The sequence below is a fragment of the Sphingomonas sp. RS6 genome (genome assembly GCF_054489705.1).
In genome coordinates, this window is sequence record NZ_JBTMWM010000001.1 from 160,190 (window position 1) to 177,963 (window position 17,774).

Here is a 17,774-nt window from a genome sequence, read left to right on the forward strand (position 1 = left end):
TCCAGAAACCGGGACGACTCAATCGTCGCTGGCCGCCCGCATCGCGGCGATTTCCGAGCGCAGCATCTCGAGCGCCAGCGTGGCCGCGCGCTTCGTCTCGCCCGGATCGCTCAGGAAACGGTGCTGCGTCAGCCCCAGCGACATCGACAGGACCAGATCGACCAGCCCCTTGCGGCGCTCGTGATGCTGATCGCCGGGCGCGAGAACCTTGAACGCAGCGAACATGGTGTGGCGGATCGCGTCGCGCGTCCCTTCGAAAATCGCGGCGATTCGTTCGTTCCGCGCCGATTCGGCGACGATCTCTGCGAATAGCGGGTCCGATTCGTCGGGTTCCGAGTCGATGAACGCGTCGAACCAGGCCCATACCAGCTCGGCATTTTCGGTCGCGATCCCCCGCCGAAGCTCTGCATCGGCGAGAAATTCGTGACAGTCCGCCTCCACGATCTTCGCGACGATCGCCTCTTTCGACGAGAAATCGCGATAAATCTGGCCGACCGCGACCCCCGATTCCTTGGCGATCTGGGCAACCCCGGTCGAGTGAAAACCGTTCGCAATGAACAACCTGCGCGCCGCACCAACGATTTTGTCGCGCCGCAGCATCGCCTTGTCTCGGCCCGTTGCGTAGCCTTCTCTCGTGGTTTCCGACATCCAATCCACCTATAAAATCATCTTGACCGCGTCACTCACTTCGCAGTAGCGGAATGTGAGCGATCGTTCACTCACATATATCACAACGGCAGGCCTTAGCATGACTTTTTTCCGTCACACCGCGCCGGCTCTGGCGCTTGCACTCGCAGCCTGTGGCGGTCAGCCCCAGCAGCCTCAGCAGGGCCAGGCTGGCCCGCCCCCGGTTTCCTATGTCACGATCAAGCAGCAAGCGGTGCCGCTGACCAGCGAGCTGCCCGGCCGCTTGACCCCCTATGAGAGTTCGGAGGTCCGCCCCCAGGTCAATGGCCTGATTCTCGAACGGCTCTTCACCGAAGGTGACATGGTGCGTCAGGGCCAGCCGCTCTATCGCATCGATCCCGCGCCCTATCGCGCGTCGGTGGCAAGCGCACGTGCCGCGCTCGCGCGTGCCAAGGCCGCGATCGCGTCGAACGACGCGCTGGCGCGTCGCTACGGCGAACTGGTCAAGATCAACGCGATCTCGAAGCAGGAATATGAAAATGCGGTGACGAGCGCCCAGCAGGCGCGCGCCGATGTCGCCGCCCAGGAAGCTGCGCTTCGCACGGCCGAGATCGATTTCGCCCGCACCACCATCCGCGCGCCGATCAGCGGCCGGATCGGTCGTTCGGTCTACACGACGGGCGCACTGGTTTCCGCATCGCAGGCCGATGCGCTGACCACCATCCAGCGGCTCGATCCGATCTATGTCGACATTCAGCAGTCGAGCGCCGACCTGCTCAAGCTGCGCCAGCAGATCATGGCCGGCAAGATCGCCCGCGACGGCAATGCCAAGGTGAAGCTGATCCTCGAAGACGGCAGCACCTATGGCCCGCAGGGAACGCTGCGCTTCGCCGACGTTACCGTCGACGAGACGACCGGCAGCCAGGTGATCCGCGCGCTGTTCCCCAATCCCGACGGCCTTTTGCTGCCGGGCATGTTCGTCCGCGCGCACCTCGTCGAAGGAACCCAGCAGAATGCGATGCTGGTGCCGCAGCGCGCGGTGAGCCGTGACGAGCGCGGCAACCCGATCGTGCTGGTCGTCGGCGCCCAGAACAAGATCGAGCCGCGCCCGATCCAGACGAGCCGCACCGCCGGCGAGAACTGGGTCGTCACCGGCGGGCTGAAGCCCGGTGACAAGGTGATCGTCGAAGGGGCGATGATGCTGCGCCCGGGGATGCCCGTCACGCCCCAGCCCTGGGATCCGAATGCCAAGCCCGCTCAGGGCCAGCCGGGCGCCGCCCCGGCGCAAGGGAAGTAAAGCCCCATGTCGCGCTATTTCATCGATCGACCCATCTTCGCATGGGTCATCGCGATCATCATCATGCTGGCGGGCATCCTCGCGATCCGCAGCCTGCCGATCGCGCAGTTCCCGGCGATCGCGCCGCCCGCCGTCTCGATCACCGCCACCTATCCCGGCGCTGACGCGAAGACGCTCGAAAACACGACGACGCAGATCATCGAGCAGCAGATGAAGGGGATCGACCACCTTCGCTACTTCTCGTCCTCGTCCTCGTCCGCCGGCACCGTCACGATCACCCTGACCTTCGAACAGGGCACCGATCCCGACATCGCGCAGGTGCAGGTCCAGAACAAGCTGCAGGCGGCCACGCCGCTCCTGCCACAGGAAGTGCAGCAGCAGGGCATCCAGGTCGCCAAGGCCACCCAGAACTTCCTGGTGGTGATCGGCCTCTATTCGGAAGACGGCTCGCACAGCGGCACCGATCTCGCCGACTATGCCGTGTCCAAGCTCCAGGATCCGCTGTCGCGCGTCAACGGCGTGGGCGACACCCAGATCTTCGGCTCGCAATATGCGATGCGCATCTGGGTCGATCCGGTGAAGCTCAACAAATATGCGCTGGCGATGTCGGACGTCACCAGCGCGATCCAGGCGCAGAACGCACAGGTCTCGGCCGGCCAGCTCGGCGCGCGCCCGGCGCCAAAGGAGCAGATGCTCAACGCCACCGTCTCGGTCCAGTCGCGCCTCACCACGCCCGACGAGTTCGCCCAGATCCGCCTGAAGAGCGGCTCGGACGGCTCCGTCGTCCGCCTCGGCGACGTCGCCCGGGTCGAGATCGGCGCCGAAAGCTACGGCTTCGATTCGAAGTGGAACGGCAAGCCCGGCGCCGGCATCGGCATCAAGCTCGCCCCCGGTGCCAACGCGCTGTCCACGGTCGAGGCCGTCAAGGCGCGGGTCAACGAAATCGCCAAGACCTTCCCGTCGGACATCAAGGTCATCTACCCGTACGACACCACGCCGTTCGTCCGCTTGTCGGTCGAACAGGTGGTCCACACGCTGATCGAGGCGGTGGTACTCGTCTTCCTGGTGATGTTCCTGTTCCTGCAGAACTTCCGTGCCACGCTGATCCCGACGATCGCGGTGCCGGTGGTGCTGCTCGGCACCTTCGCGGTGATGGCGGTCGCCGGCTATTCGATCAACACGCTCACCCTGTTCGGCATGGTGCTGGCGATCGGCCTGCTCGTCGACGACGCGATCGTCGTCGTGGAGAATGTCGAACGCCTGATCACCACCGAACATCTCACCCCGGTCGATGCCGCACGCAAGTCGATGGACGAGATCACCAGCGCGCTGGTCGGCATCGCCCTCGTTCTGTCGGCGGTGTTCCTGCCGATGGCATTCTTCGGCGGCTCGACGGGCGTGATCTATCGCCAGTTCTCGATCACGATCGTGTCGGCAATGGCGCTTTCGGTTTTCGTGGCACTCGTGCTCACCCCGGCGCTGTGCGCCACCATCCTCAAGCCGCACGATCCGAGCAAGCTGGAAGGCAATGGCCCGCTGGCGCGCTTCTTCCGCTGGTTCAACGACAAGTTCGATCGCGGGCAGGTCAAGTATGAAAAGGGCGTCCGCACCACGGCGCGCAGCTGGAAGCGTTCGGCGCTTGTCTATCTGCTGATCTTCGGCGGCATGGGCCTCCTGTTCATGCGCTTGCCCACGGGCTTCCTTCCCGACGAGGATCAGGGCATCGTCATCGCGCTGGTGCAGGGCCCGCCGGGCGCCACCTCCACGCGCACCGAAAAGGGCCTTGAGCTCGTCCGCGATCACTTCCTCAAGCAGGAAGCGGGCAATGTGCAGGGCGTGTTCACGATCAACGGCTTCAGCTTTGCCGGCTCCGGCCAGAACAGCGGCCTAGTGTTCATCCCGCTCAAGGACTGGTCCGAACGGTCGGGCCATGCCAACGCGGCCGCTGCGATCGCAGGTCGCGCGATGGGCGCCTTCTCGCAATTTCGTGACGGCATGATCTTCGCGATCACGCCGCCCGCGGTGCAGGAACTGGGCAACGCCACCGGCTTCGATCTGCAACTCGTCGATACCGGCGGCATCGGCCATGAACGCCTGCTCCAGGCGCGCAACATGATGCTCGGCATGGCGATGCAGGACCAGCGCCTGGTCGGCGTGCGTCCGAACTCGCTCGAAGATGCCCCGCAACTCAAGGTTGATATCGATCAGGACAAGGCAAAGGCGCTGGGGCTCGACATCTCGTCGATCAACAACACGATCGCCACCGCCTGGGGCGGCGCCTATGTCAACGATTTCGTCGATCGCGGCCGCGTCAAGCGGGTCTATGTCCAGGCCGATGCACCCTATCGCCTGAAGCCGGAGGACATCGCCAATCTGTTCGTCCGCGGCCCCAGCGGCACGATGACGCCGTTCACCGCCTTCTCCACGCTCAGCTGGGCACAGGCACCGGTACAGCTGACCCGCTATAACGGGCTGCCGTCGATGGAAATCCTGGGCTCGCCTGCCCCAGGCGTGTCGACCGGTGACGCAATGGCGGCGATGGAGGCGATCCATGCGAAGCTGCCGCCCGGCACGTCGCTCGAATGGACCGGCCTGTCATACGAGGAACGGCTGTCGGGTGGCCAGGCGCCGTCGCTCTACGCGCTGTCGCTGCTGATCGTGTTCCTCTGCCTCGCGGCGCTGTATGAAAGCTGGTCGGTGCCGATCTCGGTCCTGCTGGTGGTGCCGCTCGGCGTGGTCGGTGCGCTGCTTGCAGCGTGGCTGACCGGGCTGAACAACGACATCTACCTGCAGGTGGGCCTGATCACCACGATCGGCGTGTCGGCGAAGAACGCGATCCTGATCGTCGAGTTCGCCGAGGAACGGATGCGCGAGGGCATGAGCGCCTTCGACGCGGCGGTCGAAGCCGCGAAGCTGCGCCTTCGTCCGATCCTGATGACGAGCCTGGCGTTCATCTTCGGCGTGCTGCCGCTCGCAATCTCCACCGGCGCCGGCGCCGGCGGTCAGAATGCAATCGGACGCGCGGTGGTGGGCGGCATGCTTTCCGCAACCGTGCTCGCCATCTTCTTCGTGCCGATGTTCTTCGTGGTGGTCCGCAACCTGTTCGACCGCCGCCGGAACAAGAACGGTACGCCTACTGCAACCAACCAAGATGGCGGCGCCTCTGCGCCCCAGGGAGCCTGACGGCCGTGACCAATCGCTTCCCCCTGCTCCTCGCACTGGCCGCGAGCACGGCGCTCGCCGGCTGCAACCTCGCCCCGAAGTACAGCCGGCCCGATCCGGCAGTACCGGCGGCGCTGCCCCAAGGTGGCATCTACCCCGCCGCCGCCACCGACGCCCCCGACATCAGCAAAATCGGCTGGCGCGACTTCTTTGTCGATGCTCGCCTGCGCCAGGTGATCCAGCTGGGCCTCGACAACAACCAGGATCTGCGTCTTGCCGCGGCCAATGTGCTGCAGGCGCGGGCGCAGTATCGCGCCCAGCGTGCGGACATCTTCCCCACCGTCGGGGTGAGCGGCACCGGCACTTACACCAACACCGCGCAGTTCGCGGCGAGTGCGGGCGGTGCCGTGGGGGGCGCCGTTCAGGACGTCCAGAATTTCAGCGTGACAGGCGGGATCACCTCGTTCGAGATCGATCTGTTCGGACGGGTGCGTAACCTCACCCGCGCCGCACAGGAGCAATATTTCGCCAGCACCGAGGCTCAGCGCGCGTCGCGCGTCACGCTGATCGGCGAAATCGCCAATGCCTGGCTCACGCTTGCCTCCGATCGCGAACAGCTCGCGATCGCGGAGCAGACACTCAAGGCATATGAACAGTCGCTGGAGCTGACCCGGGCGCAGTTCCGTATCGGTACTGCGTCGGAACTCGAATCGCGCCAGGCGGAAACGAGCTACGAGTCCGCCCGCAACGACGTCGCCACCGCCAAGACCCAGATCGCGCAGGACATCAACGCGCTCCAGCTGCTGGTCGGCGCCCCCGTCCCCGCAGAGCTGCTGCCGGAAAAGCTGGGCGAACGCCCGGCCACCATCGATGCGCTTCCTGGTGACCTTCCCTCGGAAGTGCTGCTGCGCCGGCCGGACGTGCTTCAGGCCGAACACAAGCTCGTCGCGGAAAATGCCAATATCGGCGCCGCTCGCGCCGCCTTCTTCCCCAGCATCTCGCTCACCGCGACGGTCGGCTCGATCAGCTCGACGCTGGGCAAGCTGTTCGGATCGGGCACCGATACCTACACCGTCTCTCCGACGGCATCGGTAAACCTGTTCGATTTCGGCAAGAACAAGGGCAATCTCGATTATGCCCGCGCCTCGCAGCAGGCGGCGGTCGCCACCTATCAGAAGACGATCCAGACTGCGTTCCGCGAAGTTGCCGACGCGCTCGCCCAGCGCGGCACGATCGACGAGCAGGTTCGCGCCCAGACCGCGCGCGCCAATGCCGCCGAAATCGCCGCCCGACTGTCCGATGCACGCTATCGGGCCGGGGTCGATTCGTTCCTGACCGCCCTCGATTCGCAGCGAAGCGCCTATGCCGCCGAGCAGCAACTGGTCACGACGCGGCTTAGCCAGGCGAGCAATCTCGTCACGCTGTATCGAACGCTGGGCGGCGGGCTCGAGTAAGCCTCTTGTCACCTGCAAAAATATGCATACTCTCTCGGTCAAACAAAGAAGGAGAGGTGCGGTGTCGCAGAATGAAGTCCGCCAACCTGAGTCGCCCGCTGCCCAATCGGGCGACGAGGCGCTGATCATTCTCGAAAGCCTGTTGTGCGTGATGCGGGAAAAGAACCTGCTCACGCGCCAGGATCTCGAGCTGCTGTGCCAAAAGGTCGATCGTCGAGCGACCGGCATCAGCAAGAATCCCCTGCCCTGCTGCCCGGATAGAGCACAGAATGCGCGCAACTACCTCCATCGCCTGTCGGACTATCTCGGCCAGCGCTATGGCGGAAAGCATCTGCGACGGGTGAGCTGATCGGTCCGGCGGCATCGCTTTTGGTGCCGTTTCTCAAATGCTGGGAGCGCGGTGCAAATCGCGCTTTGGCAAGCATGGCAAATGCCGCTATCGCGCAATCGTCTTTCATTCCCAATCGAGGACGCTTGCATGAAGTTGCTTCGCTACGGCCCGCGCGGTGCCGAAAAGCCCGGTCTGCTCGACGCCGACGGCCGCATCCGTGATCTCACCGGGCTTGTGCCCGATCTCACCGTCGACGTGATCGAACGCATCCGCGCGGTCGATCCCGCCACCCTGCCGCTGGTCGAAGGCAATCCGCGCCTCGGCGTGCCGGTCGCCGGCATCGGCAAGTTCCTCGCCATCGGCCTCAACTATGCCGACCACGCCCGCGAAGCCGGCCTCGAACCGCCGCCCGAGCCGATCTTCTTCACCAAGGCGATCTCGTGCATCACCGGCCCGAACGATCCGGTGATGATCCCCAAGGGCTCGCAAAAGACCGACTGGGAAGTCGAGCTGGGCGTGATCATCGGCAAGACCTGCCGCTATGTCGACCAGGCCGACGCGCTCGATCATGTCGCCGGCTACGTCCTCGCCAACGACGTGTCCGAGCGCGCCTTCCAGAAGGAACTGGGCAGCCAGTGGGACAAGGGCAAGGGCTGCGACACCTTCGGCCCCGTCGGCCCTTGGCTGGTCACGCCGGACGAAGTGGCCGACTGCCAGGCGCTCGACATGTATCTCGATCTCAACGGCAAGCGCATGCAGACCGGCAACACGTCGACGATGATCTTTCCGGTGGCCGAATGCATCGCATACATGAGCCGCTTCATCACGCTCCACCCCGGCGACCTGCTGATCACCGGCACGCCCCCGGGCGTCGGCGAAGGCCAGAAGCCCGAGAAGATCTTCCTCAAGCCCGGCGACGTGATGGAGCTCGGCATCGCCGGCCTCGGCACCCAGCGTCAGGACGTGATCGCGTTCGATCTCGCTGCGCTGGAGGGATAACGCCCGCCATCACCCTTACCCTTCCGGCGCTTCGCGCCTCCCTCCCTCTCCCAAAGGGAGAGGGATTTAGCGCCCTCTCCCTTTGGGAGAGGGAGGGGACCCGCCGCCGCAGGCAGTGGGGAGGGTGAGGGTGACCTCGTAGCCCCCCTAAATCGCCTCCACTCCCAGTATTTCGATCGCCTCGGCCTTCCCGCCGAAATCCACCCGCTCGCCTTCTTCGGCGCCCAGCAGCGCGTGCGCGAGCGGGGCCTGGAACGCCAGCCGGTCGGCGGCCGGATCGGCCTCGTCATGGCCGACAATCTCGATCACGCGCTCGCGCCCACCCAGCCGGATCCGCACCCGCGCGCCGATCCCCGCCACGCCGTCCTCAGGGGGCGGCGCGACCTGCGCGGTGGCGCGGCGCGTGTTCCAGTAGCGTAGCTCGCGCTTCAGCGCTTCCTTGGCCTCGTCCTCACGCTCCGCCTCGATCGCGGCCTCCAGCGCGGCGATCTTGCCGGCAATCAGCGCCGGCCCTGCCGCCGTGACGATATTCGGCCCCGCCGGCAGCGGCAGCTCGAACTTCGGTTCCTTATGTTCCTCGTCGCTCTCACGGCGGAAGGCGACGCTCATCGCTGGGGCAACTCCTCCAGCGAGGAAGACACTTTCCACAGGTCGATCGCGCCTTCGGTCGCGTGCTTGTCAATCTCGGCCAGCTCTTCGGCCGTGAAGCTGAGGTTCTTCACCGCATCCAGCGAGTCGTCGAGCTGCTGCACCGTGCGTGCGCCGACCAGCGCCGAGGTGACGCGGGGATCGCGCAGCACCCAGGCGATCGCCATCTGCGCCAGCGTCTGGCCGCGCTTCTCGGCGATCGCGTTGAGCGCACGGATGCGGGCGATGTTCTCGTCCGACAGCAGGCGCGTGTCGAGCGACGAGCTGCCCTTGGCCGCGCGCGCATCCTCCGGCACGCCGTTCAGATATTTGCGCGTCAGCATCCCCTGCGCCAGCGGCGAGAAGGCGATGCAGCCGGTGCCGAGATCCTCCAGCGTGTCGAGCAGGCTCTCCTCCACCCAGCGATTGAGCATCGAGTAGCTCGGCTGGTGGATCAGCAGCGGAACCTTGTAGTCGGCGAGGATCGCGGCGGCCTGGCGCGTCAGCTCGGGCGAATAGCTGGAGATGCCGACATACAGCGCCTTGCCCTGGCGGTGGATCTGGGCGAGCGCGCCCATCGTCTCCTCCAGCGGCGTCTTGGGATCGACGCGGTGCGAGTAGAAGATGTCGACATAATCGAGCCCCATCCGCTTGAGGCTCTGGTCGCACGAGGCGATCAGATATTTCTTGCTGCCGCCGACATCGCCATACGGCCCGGGCCACATGTCCCAGCCCGCCTTGGTCGAGATGATCAACTCGTCGCGGTGGCTGGCGAAGTCGGTCGCCAGCACGCGGCCGAAATTCTCCTCCGCCGAGCCATAGGGGGGGCCGTAATTGTTCGCGAGATCGAAGTGGGTCACGCCGCGATCGAAGGCGCGGCGCAGCATCGCACGGGCATTTTCGAACACGTCGGTGCCGCCGAAATTCTGCCAGAGCCCCAGGCTGATCGCCGGCAGGTCGAGCCCGCTCACGCCGCAGCGGCGATAGGGCATGCGGCCGTCATAGCGCGCGGGATCGGCATGCCAGGGCTGGGGAAAGGGCATCGGGTAACTCCATCGTCTTTCGGGGCAGAACGTGCCGTAGCCGGTTTCGCTCCGTAACGAAATCGCCGACCCTCGGCCCGCCTAACCTACGATAGCGGAAGCAGATTTCTGGCCGCAAACCTGAACCAAAGGCCATGTCGCGCTTTGGTTCAGGCATGAAAGACGGCATCGATCCAGACACCGGCCATTCAACCCTGGGCGGCGATTATGAACAGCCTGGCGGGCATCTCCAACTGCGCGGCCGGCCGTGGCGACGCACGCTCGTCATCGCGCTGGTGATCGTGGCGGCGCTGGCGGTCATCCTGCTGACCTCATTGCCGCGATAAGGCAGGTTCAAATTGGCCGTTCACGATCGGGAACGGCATCGAAAAACCGAGCAGCGGCGGCCCCGCTTCAGACCATGAAGCTTTCGCCACAGCCGCAGCTGCCCCTGGCGTTGGGGTTGTTGAAGACGAAGCCGGCGGTGAAATCATCTTCCACCCAGTCCATCGTCGAGCCGATCAGGTAGAGCACCGATCCGCCATCGACGAAGAAGGTGCCGCCGGGCGTCTCGATCCTCTCGTCGAGCGGCGCGGCTTCGGTGACATAATCGACCGAATAGGCGAGCCCCGAACAGCCCCGGCGCGGCGTCGAGAGCTTGACGCCGACGGTGCCTTCGGGCGCCTTGGCCATCAGCGCGGCGATCCGCGCCTCGGCCGCGGGGGTCAGGTGCAGCGCCGCGGGGCGCTGCCGGGGCGTGGTCGCGGTGGTCATCACAGCATTCCCAGTTCGAGCTTCGCCTCGTCGCTCATCTTCTGCGGGTCCCAGGGCGGGTCCCAGACGAGATTGACGTCGGCCGTCGCGATTCCGGGCACCGCGCTCACGCGCAGTTCCACCTCGCCCGGCATCGATTCGGCGACCGGGCAGTGCGGCGTCGTGAGTGTCATCGTCACGGCGGCATGGCCGTTGGCGGTAACCTCCACGCTATAGATGAGCCCCAGGTCATAGATGTTGACCGGGATTTCGGGGTCATAGATTTCCTTCAGTGCCTCGATGACGCCTTCGTACAGCGGGCCGCCGGGCTCGGCCGCTGAGGGCGCCTCGGGCTTCTGCGCAAGGAAGCCGGACAGATAGTCGCGCTTGCGCTCGGCGGCAGGCTCAGCCGCATCCTCGACGCGCGCCTTGGGCGGCACCTCAACGGCCTCCACTTCTTCCACCACGATCTTGCGTTCTTCGTTCATCCGAAGATCCTCGTCACCCGTTCAATTCCTCGCACGAGCGCGGCGACATCCGCCGGCCCGTTGTACACGCCGAAGCTCGCCCGCGCGGTGGCGGGAACCTCCAGCAGATCCATCAGCGGCTGGGCGCAGTGATGCCCGGCGCGGATTGCGACATTGCCCTCGTCGAGGATCGTCGCGACGTCGTGCGGGTGTACGCCCTCCACCGCGAAGCTGACGATGCCGGCGCTGTCCGCCGGCCCGAACAGCCGCACGCTATTGATCGCGGAGAGCGCGGCGCGCGCCTCGGTCACCAGCGCGGTCTCGTGCGCATGGATGCGGTCCAGCCCGATGCCGTCCACATAATCGATCGCCGCATGCAGCCCGACCACGCCAACGATATGCGGCGTGCCCGCCTCGAAGCGGCCCGGCGGGGGCGCATAGGTCGTCTTGGCGAAGGTCACGCGATCAATCATCGATCCGCCGCCCTGATAAGGCGGCATCGCATCAAGCAACTCGTACCGACCCCACAACACGCCGATGCCGGTGGGCCCGTAGAGCTTGTGGCCGGAGAAGACGTAGAAGTCGCAACCAAGCTCGGCGACGTTCACCGGCAACCGCGCGACCGCCTGGCAGCCGTCGATCAGAATCTTCGCGCCGACGCCGTGCGCAAGATCGACCGCGCGGCGGACGTCGAGCACCGAGCCGAGCACGTTGGAGACATGGGCGAGTGCCACCAGCTTGTGCCGCTCGGTGAGCATCGCCGCCATCGCGTCGAGGTCGATGCGGTGGTCGTCGGTGAGCGGCACCACGTCGATTTCGGCGCCGACCTTCTCGGCAGCCATCTGCCACGGCACGATGTTCGAATGATGCTCGAGCGCGGAGAGCAGGATGCGATCGCCGGCCTTCAACTGGGTTGCGGCGTAGCATTGCGCGACAAGGTTGATCCCCTCGGTCGCACCGCGCACGAACACCACTTCCTGCGGCTTGCCGCCGATAAACGTCGCCACCCGTTCACGCGCCGCCTCGAAGGCCAGCGTCATGTCGGCCGAGCGCTGGTACACGCCGCGATGCACGGTGGCATAGGTCTCGCCATAGCCGCGCGCGATCGCGTCGAGCACCGGGCGCGGCTTTTGCGAGGTGGCGGCAGTATCGAGATACGCCCAGCCGCCCGGGATCGCGGGGAAGTCCGCCAGCACGTCGAGCGGGGCAACCTGATCCTCCCCGGCACGGGGGGGGGGACCGCCGGCGAAGCCGGTGGTGGAGGGGGCGTTCGGCGGGGCGATGGACTCGTGGCGATCCCCCTCCACCACGCCGCTGCGCGACGCGGTCCCCCTCCCCCTGCCGGGGAGGATCTGATCGATATCGGTCACAGCGCCGCCTCCAGCCACTTCGCCGCATCCGCCGCAAACGTCTCGCGCACCGGCTCCTCGCCGATCCGCGCGAGCGCATCCGCGACAAAGGCATGGGTCAGCAGCGCCTTGGCCTGCGATTCCTCGATGCCCCGGCTCTGCAGGTAGAACAGCGCATTGCGATCGAGTTCGCCGACCGTCGCGCCATGCGCGCACTTCACGTCGTCGGCGAAGATTTCGAGTTCGGGCTTCAAATTCACCGTCGCGCTGCGCTGGAGCAGCAGGCCGCGCAGCGACTGTTCGCCATCGGTCTGCTGCGCGCCGCGCGCGACTTCCACACGAGCGGCAAGGGTCGCCGCCGACTGGTCGGCCGCGACCGCGCGCCAGATCTGGCGCGACGTGCCTTCCACCTGCTCGTGGCGAACCGCCACCGCCGCTTCCTGCCGCTGGGTGCCGCTGGTGAGCAGCGCGCCGCCCATTTCGGCAAACGCACCCTTGCCGGTCAGCGTCAGCGCGCCGTCGATCCGGCTGCCCATGCCGCCGGCGCCGAGGAAGATCGACACGAGGCTCGCCGCCTCGCCGATCTCCGCCTCGTCGCGGATCGAGACGAAGCCGCCGCTCTGCACCAGCCGCACCGAGCGCATCAGCCGAGCGCCCTTGCCGAGCGCGATCGCGGTCAGCCGGTTCGCCCAGCCGGTGCCGGCGAAGGTTTCGACAACGGTGGCGACGGCATCGTCGGCCAGCATGATCCGCGCGGGCACGTGATTCTCGCCGCCGGTGCCGAGATGGACGATCTGGATGCACGTTGCCGCATGTTCGGGGCCGAGGTGCAGCGCCCACCCCTCGCCTGCGGCAAGGCTGCCGAGCGGGTGGTCGGTCGCCGCGATCTGGCTGGTCACCTCAACCGGGCCGGGCCGGCTATGCGCGGGTTCGAACGCGCCGTCGATAAAGCACAGGCGAGGGCCATCCAGATCGAAGAACAGATCGGCCGGGTCGATGCCAGTCGCCGCCTGCGGGCTCGCCGCCGCCGCCCGCAGCGCATCCATGTCGCTCCAGCGCCAAGCTTCCTGCCGCGTCGTCGGAAGATCGAGCACTGACATCAGATCCTCCCCGGCACGGGGAGGGGGACCATGCGCAGCATGGTGGAGGGGGATCGCAGCAGGGCCGTCCAGTGTGGATAGCCCCCTCCACCACCGCCTGCGGCGGCGGTCCCCCTCCCCGTGCCGGGGAGGATCAGAACCGCGCCGCTCATGCCGCTAGCGCTCCATAGCCTTCGCGCTCCAGTTCGAGCGCCAGTTCCGGCCCGCCCGAACGCGCGATGCGGCCGTCGGCCAGCACATGCACGAAGTCCGGCTTCACATAATCGAGCAGCCGCTGGTAATGGGTGATCAGCAACACCGCCTTGTCGGGCGCGCGCATGATCCGGTTGATGCCCTCGCCCACCGCCTTCAGCGCGTCGATGTCGAGGCCGCTGTCGGTCTCGTCGAGGATGGCAAGCTTGGGGTTCAAAATCCCCATCTGCACCATCTCGTTGCGCTTCTTCTCGCCACCCGAAAAGCCGACATTGACCGGCCGCTTGAGCATTTCCGCATCCATGCCGAGCGCCGCCGCCTGGGCGCGCGCCAGCTTGAGGAACTCGGCGCCGGAGAGCGGCGGCTCGCCACGTCCCCGGCGCTGGGCATTGGCCGCTTCGCGCAGGAACTGGACGTTCGACACGCCGGGAATCTCGACCGGGTACTGGAAGCCCAGGAACAGGCCGGCTGCGGCGCGCTCGTGCGGCTCGAGCGCCAGCAGATCCTGTCCGTCGAAATCGACGCTGCCGCTGGTCGCCTCATAGCCGCCCCGGCCACCGAGGACATAGCCCAGCGTCGACTTGCCGGCACCATTGGGCCCCATGATCGCGTGGACTTCGCCCGCGTTCACGGAAAGGCTCAGGCCCTTCAGGATTTCCTTGCCGTCGATTTCGGCGTGCAGGTTCTGGATGTTCAGCATCGGGTTCAGATCGCCACGGTCACGAGAGAAAGGGTCTTGGGCGGCGTGCCCACGTCATACGCATCGACCAGGGAGCCGTCGGGCAGCTTCCACATGATCTTGTACTGCTTCGGCGCAGTCACATGCGCCTTGATGTCGGCCTGGACGGCATCGAGCACCGGCACCAGCTTGCGCCACGCGCTCGGCTGGTATGGGCGGCCGTTAAGGAGCAGCCGGCCGGCTTCGAAATCCGAATCGATAAAGTCGCGGCACTGCTTGATCGCGGCGTCGATCTTTGCCGCGCGCGCGCCGGCATCCGCCGGCGCCACGCCGATCACGCGGACGATGCAGCGCGCATGATTGGTGGCCGCGCCGAACTGGGCGGAATTGTCGATCGCGACGCCCGACTGGAGCGCGAAGGCGGCGACAACAAGGGCGTTCAACATGCTGGATACTCCTGCGGGCCCGGAACGCGGCCCTGCGTCGTCAATAGGTCAGCCGAGATGAGCGCAGGCTGAGCGACGTGGGAAATGGCGTCTCGAACGATCACCCCACCGACCCCTCGAGCGAAATGCCGAGCAGCTTCTGCGCCTCGACTGCAAACTCCATCGGCAATTGCTGCAGCACTTCGCGCGCGAAGCCGTTGACGATCAGCGCGACGGCAGCTTCCTGGTCCAGCCCGCGCTGGAGCGCGTAGAACAGCTGGTCGTCGCTGATCTTGCTGGTCGTCGCCTCATGCTCGATCTGGGCGCTCGGATTCTTCACCTCGATGTACGGCACGGTGTGCGCGCCGCACTGGTCGCCGAGAAGCAGCGAATCGCACTGGGTGAAGTTGCGGACATTCTCCGCGCTCGCCGCAACCCGGACGAGCCCGCGATAGGTGTTGTCGCTGCGTCCGGCCGAGATGCCCTTCGACACGATCGTCGAGCGGCTGCCCTTGCCGAGATGGATCATCTTGGTGCCGGTATCGGCCTGCTGGCGATTGTTGGTCACCGCCACCGAATAGAATTCGCCGACGCTATTCTCGCCCGCCAGCACGCAGCTCGGATATTTCCAGGTGATCGCCGAGCCGGTCTCGACCTGGGTCCAGCTCACCTTGGAGTTGCGGCCCTGGCACAGCGCGCGCTTGGTGACGAAATTGTAGATGCCGCCCTTGCCGTTCTCGTCGCCGGGGTACCAGTTCTGGACGGTCGAGTATTTGATCTCGGCATCGTCGAGCGCGACCAGTTCCACGACGGCGGCATGCAGCTGGTTCTCGTCGCGCATCGGCGCGGTGCAGCCTTCGAGATAGGAGACGTACGCACCCTTGTCGGCGACGATCAGCGTGCGCTCGAACTGGCCGGTATTTTCGGCGTTGATGCGGAAATAGGTGGAAAGCTCCATCGGGCAGCGCACGCCCTCCGGCACATAGACGAAGGTGCCGTCGGAAAAGACCGCGCTGTTGAGCGTGGCGAAATAGTTGTCGCGCTGCGGCACCACCTTGCCCAGCCACTTCTGGACCAGCTCGGGATACTCCCGGATCGCCTCGCTGATCGACAGGAAGATGACGCCCGCCGCCTTCAGCTCGGCGCGGAAGGTGGTCGCCACGGACACCGAGTCGAACACGGCGTCGACCGCGACCTTGCGCGCGCCCTCGACGCCGGCAAGCACCTTCTGCTCCTCGATCGGGATGCCGAGCTTCTCATAGGTCCGGCGGATTTCCGGATCGAGCTCGTCGAGGCTGGTGATCGTCTTCTTCTGCTTCGGCTCCGCGTAATAATACGCGTCCTGATAGTCGATCGGCGGCACGTTGAGCTTGGCCCAGTCCGGCGCCTCCAGCGTCTGCCACAGGCGGAAGGCCTTGAGCCGCCAGTCGAGCATCCATTCGGGCTCGTTCTTCTTGGCCGAGATGTAGCGGACGGTATCCTCGCTCAGCCCCTTGGGCGCGAACTCCTGTTCGACGTCGGAGGCGAAGCCCCATTCATACTTCTTGTTCGCGGCGGCGAGCGCCTCGGCATTCTTGGTGGCCATCAGAAAGATACCTGGCTTTCCACGGCGAGGGCCGCAGAAGGAGAAGAAAGATCGGATGCGGAAGGTGCGTGCCCATGCACCGGCGCGGCGGCACCCGCAAGCGCAGGGGGCGTGCTGAGGCTGGCAAGGCTCACCTGCGCCAGCGCCGAGCGAACCGCATCGCTCACCACGCCCCAATGCGGCTTCACGCGGCAATTGCCCTCGACCGCGCAATCATGCCTGCCCGAATCGACACAGGTGGTCAGCGCGATCGGCCCCTCGATCGCCTCGACGATGTCGGCAAGGCTGATCGCCGCAGGCGGGCGGGCGAGGCGGAAGCCGCCGCCGGTGCCGCGCGCACTTTCGATCAGGCCGGCGGCGGAAAGCTTGCTGACCAGCTTCTGCACCGTGGGCAGCGGCAGGCCAGTCTCGTTCGCCAGCAGCGTCGCATTGAGTCGGCCCGATGCGCCGCAATGGCGCGCGGCGGCCGCCAGCATCACCACGGCATAATCGGCAAGGCTCGAAAGACGCATCGACTCCCAATCGGACAAAGTTGATCCGATTGGCGATGTGGGCTCAGCGGTCGTCCAGGTCAACCATCTCGGGGATGACATCGGGCAGAAAATGCAGATTTTCGTCTTCGAGCGTCGCCGCAAGCACCGGATCGATGCCCTCGCGCAGCGAACCCGGCGTGTGGCCGGTGAAATGCTTGAGTTCGTTGATCAGGTGCGACTGATCGGCAAACGGCCCCATCACCTCGTTGAGCGATGCGCCGTGATAGATGCGTACTGCGGCGCCGATCGCGCGGAATTTCCGGCGCAGATGGTTGGGCGGCCCAGCGAAATATTCCTTGCACAGCCGCTGCACCTGGCGCTGCCCCATGCCGGTTTCCGCCGCCATCGCGCTATAGAGCGCGTCGAGCGTCAGTTCGTCGGACGCCGACCATTCGCGCACGATCCGCAGGAAGATCACATGTGCCCGCGGCACCCGGCGTGCGCGGTCGAGCCGCTCGATCATCAACGGCTCGATCGCGGCTACCATCTCGTCGAGCGTGTCCATCGTCTGCAACTGCGCATGAAGCCGCATCACCGAGTCGCCGAAAATTTCCTGCGCGTCGATGATGCGGTCGGCGATGCGGTCGGCGCTGATCCCGATCAGCGACCGCCAGCCGATGCCGCGCAGCGAAATGCCGAAGCACCGCATCGGGCCGCTCATCCGATAGCGCCAATGGGCCGTGCCCGGGCCGTTGACCATCACCGGGAAGGTCGGATCGGTGCGGCCGTCCGGGAAAGTCACCTCGCCGCTGCCACGCAGGATGAAGCGCCACTGGCCCAGATCGACGCGCTCGGTGCCCCGGATCACCGCGACTTCGTTGAGATACAGGTAGAATGCCGCGACATGGGGTACGAGCCGGCCACTCGACGGCCTGAATTCCAGAAACGGAATCGGGCTCGCGCGACCAATCGCCGCTCGAGACACCTGCCGCTCGATCGCCTCGCCCATGCGAACCTGCACCCCTGCAATTCAGTTCGTCGCTGGGCTGGAGCATGTCGGCGCGCGAAGCGCAACGTAAAAGTGGCCCGGTCAGTTGCCTGACCGGGCCAAGAGGAAAGGGTTCCCCCCGTTAAGCGGAACCCCTCGGGTCGCAAGTTCGTATTACCCGAATCGGGATGCCGGGTATTGTACGGAATCGACATACTCCATTTTGACCTCGTCGCCGGGCGGT

The 17,774-nt window shown here is 65.9% G+C and carries 18 protein-coding genes; 6 read left to right on the forward strand and 12 right to left on the reverse strand.

Annotated features, from left to right (window positions below; all coding sequences use genetic code 11):
- Positions 1 to 18 precede the first annotated feature (18 nt).
- Positions 19 to 561, reverse strand: coding sequence for a TetR/AcrR family transcriptional regulator (locus tag ACX40Y_RS00800; protein WP_459117627.1), 543 nt, complete (start codon positions 559 to 561; stop codon positions 19 to 21).
- A gap of 187 nt (positions 562 to 748) precedes the next feature.
- Here ACX40Y_RS00800 and ACX40Y_RS00805 point away from each other — a divergent pair, with 187 nt between their 5' ends.
- From ACX40Y_RS00805 to ACX40Y_RS00825, 5 genes are all read left to right on the forward strand, one after another.
- A complete protein-coding gene (locus tag ACX40Y_RS00805) occupies positions 749 to 1,924 on the forward strand; it encodes an efflux RND transporter periplasmic adaptor subunit (protein ID WP_459117628.1) in 1,176 nt (391 codons plus the stop codon).
- Positions 1,925 to 1,930: 6 nt separating this feature from the next.
- Complete coding sequence (locus ACX40Y_RS00810; protein WP_459117629.1) at positions 1,931 to 5,107, forward strand: efflux RND transporter permease subunit; 3,177 nt, start codon at positions 1,931 to 1,933, stop codon at positions 5,105 to 5,107.
- A 5-nt stretch (positions 5,108 to 5,112) separates the two neighbouring features.
- Entirely contained in the window at positions 5,113 to 6,540 is a 1,428-nt protein-coding gene (locus ACX40Y_RS00815; RefSeq protein WP_459117630.1) for an efflux transporter outer membrane subunit, read from the forward strand.
- 61 nt (positions 6,541 to 6,601) lie between these two features.
- Positions 6,602 to 6,889 carry a hypothetical protein gene (locus tag ACX40Y_RS00820; RefSeq protein ID WP_459117631.1) on the forward strand — a complete coding sequence of 96 codons (288 nt, stop codon included), beginning with the start codon at positions 6,602 to 6,604 and terminating at the stop codon, positions 6,887 to 6,889.
- A gap of 129 nt (positions 6,890 to 7,018) precedes the next feature.
- Positions 7,019 to 7,870, forward strand: coding sequence for a fumarylacetoacetate hydrolase family protein (locus ACX40Y_RS00825; RefSeq protein WP_459117632.1), 852 nt, complete (start codon positions 7,019 to 7,021; stop codon positions 7,868 to 7,870).
- A 147-nt stretch (positions 7,871 to 8,017) separates the two neighbouring features.
- On the opposite strand, the gene ACX40Y_RS00830 is transcribed toward ACX40Y_RS00825, so the two are convergent.
- Both ACX40Y_RS00830 and mgrA read right to left on the reverse strand, forming a co-directional pair.
- Positions 8,018 to 8,479, reverse strand: coding sequence for a GreA/GreB family elongation factor (locus ACX40Y_RS00830; RefSeq protein ID WP_459117633.1), 462 nt, complete (start codon positions 8,477 to 8,479; stop codon positions 8,018 to 8,020).
- Positions 8,476 to 9,540 (reverse strand): L-glyceraldehyde 3-phosphate reductase, encoded by a 1,065-nt coding sequence (gene mgrA, locus ACX40Y_RS00835; protein WP_459117634.1) that lies wholly within the window; start codon positions 9,538 to 9,540, stop codon positions 8,476 to 8,478. Before mgrA ends, ACX40Y_RS00830 begins: the two co-directional genes overlap by 4 nt.
- A 134-nt stretch (positions 9,541 to 9,674) precedes the next feature.
- Between mgrA and ACX40Y_RS00840 the strand changes: the two genes are divergently transcribed.
- Positions 9,675 to 9,866 carry a hypothetical protein gene (locus ACX40Y_RS00840; protein ID WP_459117635.1) on the forward strand — a complete coding sequence of 64 codons (192 nt, stop codon included), beginning with the start codon at positions 9,675 to 9,677 and terminating at the stop codon, positions 9,864 to 9,866.
- 67 nt (positions 9,867 to 9,933) lie between these two features.
- Here the strand turns inward: ACX40Y_RS00840 and ACX40Y_RS00845 are convergent, their stop codons facing one another.
- From ACX40Y_RS00845 to ACX40Y_RS00885, 9 genes are all read right to left on the reverse strand, one after another.
- Entirely contained in the window at positions 9,934 to 10,293 is a 360-nt protein-coding gene (locus ACX40Y_RS00845) for a HesB/IscA family protein (RefSeq protein ID WP_459117636.1), read from the reverse strand.
- Complete coding sequence (locus tag ACX40Y_RS00850; RefSeq protein WP_459117637.1) at positions 10,293 to 10,760, reverse strand: SUF system Fe-S cluster assembly protein; 468 nt, start codon at positions 10,758 to 10,760, stop codon at positions 10,293 to 10,295. Before ACX40Y_RS00850 ends, ACX40Y_RS00845 begins: the two co-directional genes overlap by 1 nt.
- The gene (locus ACX40Y_RS00855; protein WP_459118373.1) at positions 10,757 to 11,935 is read right to left on the reverse strand and encodes a cysteine desulfurase; all 1,179 of its coding nucleotides are present in this window, start codon (positions 11,933 to 11,935) and stop codon (positions 10,757 to 10,759) included. The genes ACX40Y_RS00850 and ACX40Y_RS00855 overlap by 4 nt, the downstream gene beginning before the upstream one ends.
- Positions 11,936 to 12,105: 170 nt before the next feature.
- Positions 12,106 to 13,188 carry a SufD family Fe-S cluster assembly protein gene (locus tag ACX40Y_RS00860; protein ID WP_459117638.1) on the reverse strand — a complete coding sequence of 361 codons (1,083 nt, stop codon included), beginning with the start codon at positions 13,186 to 13,188 and terminating at the stop codon, positions 12,106 to 12,108.
- A gap of 148 nt (positions 13,189 to 13,336) precedes the next feature.
- Positions 13,337 to 14,080, reverse strand: a complete 744-nt coding sequence (sufC, locus tag ACX40Y_RS00865; protein WP_459117639.1) for a Fe-S cluster assembly ATPase SufC — start codon at positions 14,078 to 14,080, stop codon at positions 13,337 to 13,339.
- Between the two features lie 5 nt (positions 14,081 to 14,085).
- Positions 14,086 to 14,505, reverse strand: a complete 420-nt coding sequence (locus ACX40Y_RS00870) for a hypothetical protein (RefSeq protein WP_459117640.1) — start codon at positions 14,503 to 14,505, stop codon at positions 14,086 to 14,088.
- A 100-nt stretch (positions 14,506 to 14,605) separates the two neighbouring features.
- A complete protein-coding gene (gene sufB / locus ACX40Y_RS00875; RefSeq protein ID WP_459117641.1) occupies positions 14,606 to 16,069 on the reverse strand; it encodes a Fe-S cluster assembly protein SufB in 1,464 nt (487 codons plus the stop codon).
- The gene (locus ACX40Y_RS00880; protein WP_459117642.1) at positions 16,069 to 16,581 is read right to left on the reverse strand and encodes an SUF system Fe-S cluster assembly regulator; all 513 of its coding nucleotides are present in this window, start codon (positions 16,579 to 16,581) and stop codon (positions 16,069 to 16,071) included. The genes sufB and ACX40Y_RS00880 overlap by 1 nt, the downstream gene beginning before the upstream one ends.
- Positions 16,582 to 16,624: 43 nt before the next feature.
- The gene (locus ACX40Y_RS00885) at positions 16,625 to 17,551 is read right to left on the reverse strand and encodes an AraC family transcriptional regulator (protein ID WP_459117643.1); all 927 of its coding nucleotides are present in this window, start codon (positions 17,549 to 17,551) and stop codon (positions 16,625 to 16,627) included.
- Positions 17,552 to 17,774: the final 223 nt, after the last annotated feature.